Here is a 5003-nt window from a genome sequence, read left to right on the forward strand (position 1 = left end):
GACATTTTTTATACTGGGCGGTGTGGCTATAGGTAATGTGTAAGTAGCAGTACCGGAAGCTGCTATCTGCAATTCGCCTTTAGTATCTGTGAAATTTTGTGAAAAAGAAAAATGTGTAGCTAAAAGAAAAATGAAAAAGTAAAAGTGTTTCATATCACAGTTTATTGCTTGATAATTTTAAATGATTTTGGGGCACCTGATTTGTAGTTAACTAAAACAACATACACCCCTGACGGATATGACTGAAACAAAATATTCTGGGTATTTGTATTTTTAGTTCCCTGAAACGTTTTTAAAACCTGTCCTGTAAGTGAAAAAAGCTGGATGGAGGTTACATAATTGTCATCCCTCAGTTCCCATTTTAGATACAGTTCTTCTTTTACCGGATTGGGATAGTAGGAAATCATATCCTCTCCTTCTATTTTTTCCAGGTCTTCATCAACAATGGCTTCAATTTCTTTAATCTGTTTTCCTGTTTCCGGCGGGCAGTTAACGCACAATGTCCTGCTTGTCTGATTGCCGGCATTATCATAACTAAACTTAATCTTCGTTTGGTTTTGGGCAGTGGACAATAGCGAAAAGGCTAACACCATTAGTATAATATAATATTTCATTAAACTGATTCTTTTAAAGTGATAAACTTATTTTTTTTTGGGCAGCTAATAACAGCTTCATCTGAGATTTCAACTCTTCGATTTCCTTATTTTGCTGAATTAAATACAATGTAAGCTCTTCGATTTTTTCCTGCTGAACTTTTGCCATTTCTCCAAGTGCCAACCCTTTTTCTGTTATTTCTTTAGCAGACGGTACATTAGGCAAATGACCATTTTGAGCGATGTACTCCTCTACTTTTGTAAGTGGTTTCAAATCATAGTTTTTTGCAAAAACATAATCAGCCCAGGTGTTGTAAACTTTTACTTCTTCTGCCCTTACTTTTCCTTTTACTGAAAGTTTGTAGGTATCTGAACCGTCTGTGAAGTTTGAGGTTCCAATGCCGATATTTGCATCTGTTAGAATGTTTCCTTCTATTTTGGCGCTGCCAGAAACTACAAATTTATGTTCTGGTAAGTAATTTCCCCAATTTGCAATAACGACTCTGGAATTTGGTTTTGGAAAATGCATGTAAACATTATCATTGCCATCTTCATAAAGTTTCATTAGTTCTTGTTGGGCCTTATTATAAAATGCCACTTGACCAATTCCTTCAGTCTCAGCTTCAAAAAAGAAATCTTCTATAATTATTCCTATCATCGATAGTTAAAGCGACAGTTGGTTTAGTATTAAGTACGTTTGATTGAGGAAAATCATAAAAAACGAATAACCTGCCACCATCCGAGGCATCTCTTACAGACCCTAAATTCAAAACTCTGGATTTTCTATTTCTATCTTTCCAATCAATAAAACTTGAACCATTGGGAAGAGCTGTAGAAAATTCACCTGCATATGCTTTAACAGTACCTACCACTTCTAACTTAGCAGTCGGATCAGTTGTTCCAATACCTACATTCGTATTCGTAGTTGTACTATTAGGTAATACACTCGCAGCTCCTCCAGCACCAGTACTAATTTGTGCCTTTAGCGTTGTATTAAAAAAAAGAGTTCCCAAAAAAAGTAGTGTAATTTTATTTTTCATTTTGTCTGAATTTATTTATTGTAAAGCAGTGCAATATTAATAAATAAAGAAGGAATTATTCTTAATAAAAAAAATCTAAAATATAGAAATGAATTTTCATTAAAAAAACAAACTAATAATTATTTTAAATATAGTTTCACAAGAAAAAAAACACTATTTCATTACAAAATGTACCAATTACTTATATAATTATCTCTACAAAGACATCTATCACAAATGATAAATCTAAAAAACTATCCAAACAAACTTTTCCTAAAATAAACAGCTAACCACAGCAGATAAATAAAATTATCCAAAGCCTGCGCCATAACGATCCCTTGGATACCGAATATTACAACAAAATAATGACTCAAAAAATACAAAACAGCAAGTGAAGCTATTTCTGAAAGAATAAAAGCCTTTGTCATTTTTTTTGCAAAAAACTGAAATCCCAAAACCAATGCAGCAGATTTTAGAATATCGCCCGTTAATTGCCAAAAAAACAAGGTCGTAACTGGCAAAAAATCAGGAGTAAAGAGCAATTTTATAATAAAAAATCGAGCAAAGTAAATAACAGTTACCGCAAGTACAAATAGTGGCAAAATATTTTTATAAAAAGTCCGGAAAATATTTTGTGTCTCTTTGTTATTTTTGGCTATTGACAATTTTGGAAAAAAATAAACACTTAAAATTGTGGTAATAAACATCATATAATAAGTTGAAATCCTGGTCATCGTTTCCCAAAAACCGGCTTGCTCCAATCCTACCACTTCAATTATATTTTTTCGAATGACCAAATAAACTAATGACCCGACATAGAAATTCAACCTCATTATTGTTTTTTGTTACGTTTTTATTTCATCAGTAAAGAGCTTAGTCTTTCATCAATAATTAAATTTCGAAATTTGATTTTGAAACTATAAAAAAGTTATCATCTAATTCACTTATGGCTTTGGTTTCCCTGTGTCAGGGTCATTAGTTTATTTGGTCATTCGAAAAAATATAATTGAAGTGGTAGGATTGGAGCAAGCCGGTTTTTGGGAAACGATGACCAGGATTTCAACTTATTATATGATGTTTATTACCACAATTTTAAGTGTTTATTTTTTTCCAAAATTGTCAATAGCCAAAAATAACAAAGAGACACAAAATATTTTCCGGACTTTTTATAAAAATATTTTGCCACTATTTGTACTTGCGGTAACTGTTTATTTACTTTGCTCGATTTTTTATTATAAAATTGCTCTTTACTCCTGATTTTTTGCCAGTTACGACCTTGTTTTTTTGGCAATTAACGGGCGATATTCTAAAATCTGCTGCATTGGTTTTGGGATTTCAGTTTTTTGCAAAAAAAATGACAAAGGCTTTTATTCTTTCAGAAATAGCTTCACTTGCTGTTTTGTATTTTTGAGTCATTATTTTGTTGTAATATTCGGTATCCAAGGGATCGTTATGGCGCAGGCTTTGGATAATTTTATTTATCTGCTGTGGTTAGCTGTTTATTTTAGGAAAAGTTTGTTTGGATAGTTTTTTAGATTTATCATTTGTGATAGATGTCTTTGTAGAGATAATTATATAAGTAATTGGTACATTTTGTAATGAAATAGTGTTTTTTTTCTTGTGAAACTATATTTAAAATAATTATTAGTTTGTTTTTTTAATGAAAATTCATTTCTATATTTTAGATTTTTTTTATTAAGAATAATTCCTTCTTTATTTATTAATATTGCACTGCTTTACAATAAATAAATTCAGACAAAATGAAAAATAAAATTACACTACTTTTTTTGGGAACTCTTTTTTTTTAATACAACGCTAAAGGCACAAATTAGTACTGGTGCTGGAGGAGCTGCGAGTGTATTACCTAATAGTACAACTACGAATACGAATGTAGGTATTGGAACAACTGATCCGACTGCTAAGTTAGAAGTGGTAGGTACTGTTAAAGCATATGCAGGTGAATTTTCTACAGCTCTTCCCAATGGTTCAAGTTTTATTGATTGGAAAGATAGAAATAGAAAATCCAGAGTTTTGAATTTAGGGTCTGTAAGAGATGCCTCGGATGGTGGCAGGTTATTCGTTTTTTATGATTTTCCTCAATCAAACGTACTTAATACTAAACCAACTGTCGCTTTAACTATCGATGATAGGAATAATTATAGAAGATTTCTTTTTGAAGCTGAGACTGAAGGAATTGGTCAAGTGGCATTTTATAATAAGGCCCAACAAGAACTAATGAAACTTTATGAAGATGGCAATGATAATGTTTACATGCATTTTCCAAAACCAAATTCCAGAGTCGTTATTGCAAATTGGGGAAATTACTTACCAGAACATAAATTTGTAGTTTCTGGCAGCGCCAAAATAGAAGGAAACATTCTAACAGATGCAAATATCGGCATTGGAACCTCAAACTTCACAGACGGTTCAGATACCTACAAACTTTCAGTAAAAGGAAAAGTAAGGGCAGAAGAAGTAAAAGTTTACAACACCTGGGCTGATTATGTTTTTGCAAAAAACTATGATTTGAAACCACTTACAAAAGTAGAGAGTACATCGCTCAAAATGGTCATTTGCCTAATGTACCGTCTGCTAAAGAAATAACAGAAAAAGGGTTGGCACTTGGAGAAATGGCAAAAGTTCAGCAGGAAAAAATCGAAGAGCTTACATTGTATTTAATTCAGCAAAAATAAGGAAATCGAAGAGTTGAAATCTCAGATGAAGCTGTTATTAGCTGCCCAAAAAAAATAAGTTTATCACTTTAAAAGAATCAGTTTAATGAAATATTATATTATACTAATGGTGTTAGCCTTTTCGCTATTGTCCACTGCCCAAAACCAAACGAAGATTAAGTTTAGTTATGATAATGCCGGCAATCAGACAAGCAGGACATTGTGCGTTAACTGCCCGCCGGAAACAGGAAAACAGATTAAAGAAATTGAAGCCATTGTTGATGAAGACCTGGAAAAAATAGAAGGAGAGGATATGATTTCCTACTATCCCAATCCGGTAAAAGAAGAACTGTATCTAAAATGGGAACTGAGGGATGACAATTATGTAACCTCCATCCAGCTTTTTTCACTTACAGGACAGGTTTTAAAAACGTTTCAGGGAACTAAAAATACAAATACCCAGAATATTTTGTTTCAGTCATATCCGTCAGGGGTGTATGTTGTTTTTAGTTAACTACAAATCAGGTGCCCCAAAATCATTTAAAATTATCAAGCAATAAACTGTGATATGAAACACTTTTACTTTTTCATTTTTCTTTTAGCTACACATTTTTCTTTTTCACAAAATTTCACAGATACTAAAGGCGAATTGCAGATAGCAGCTTCCGGTACTGCTACTTACACATTACCTATAGCCACACCGCCCAGTATAAAAAATG

Annotated in this window: 6 protein-coding genes; 2 read left to right on the top strand and 4 right to left on the bottom strand. The window is 32.4% G+C overall.

Annotated elements, in window-relative coordinates; genetic code table 11:
• Positions 1-161: 161 nt before the first annotated feature.
• The 4 genes from BXU10_RS24595 to BXU10_RS24610 all read right to left on the bottom strand — a co-directional run bounded on the left by BXU10_RS24595 (position 162) and on the right by BXU10_RS24610 (position 2445).
• A complete protein-coding gene (locus BXU10_RS24595) occupies positions 162-614 on the bottom strand; it encodes a T9SS type A sorting domain-containing protein (RefSeq protein ID WP_078227852.1) in 453 nt (150 codons plus the stop codon).
• A gap of 13 nt (positions 615-627) precedes the next feature.
• On the bottom strand, positions 628-1251 hold the full coding sequence (locus BXU10_RS24600) for a hypothetical protein (RefSeq protein WP_078230073.1): 624 nt from the start codon (positions 1249-1251) through the stop codon (positions 628-630).
• Complete coding sequence (locus BXU10_RS24605; protein WP_123922099.1) at positions 1217-1606, bottom strand: hypothetical protein; 390 nt, start codon at positions 1604-1606, stop codon at positions 1217-1219. The genes BXU10_RS24600 and BXU10_RS24605 overlap by 35 nt, the downstream gene beginning before the upstream one ends.
• A gap of 260 nt (positions 1607-1866) precedes the next feature.
• Positions 1867-2445 carry a hypothetical protein gene (locus BXU10_RS24610; RefSeq protein WP_078230075.1) on the bottom strand — a complete coding sequence of 193 codons (579 nt, stop codon included), beginning with the start codon at positions 2443-2445 and terminating at the stop codon, positions 1867-1869.
• A gap of 1096 nt (positions 2446-3541) precedes the next feature.
• Between BXU10_RS24610 and BXU10_RS24620 the strand changes: the two genes are divergently transcribed.
• Both BXU10_RS24620 and BXU10_RS24625 read left to right on the top strand, forming a co-directional pair.
• Positions 3542-4216, top strand: coding sequence for a hypothetical protein (locus tag BXU10_RS24620; RefSeq protein WP_078230077.1), 675 nt, complete (start codon positions 3542-3544; stop codon positions 4214-4216).
• 174 nt (positions 4217-4390) lie between these two features.
• Positions 4391-4798: a T9SS type A sorting domain-containing protein gene (locus tag BXU10_RS24625; RefSeq protein ID WP_223255579.1), complete on the top strand. Its 408-nt coding sequence runs from the start codon at positions 4391-4393 to the stop codon at positions 4796-4798.
• Positions 4799-5003: the final 205 nt, after the last annotated feature.

Origin of the sequence: Flavobacterium sp. LM4 (assembly GCF_002017935.1) — a bacterium.
In the GTDB taxonomy this organism is placed as follows: domain Bacteria; phylum Bacteroidota; class Bacteroidia; order Flavobacteriales; family Flavobacteriaceae; genus Flavobacterium; species Flavobacterium chungangense.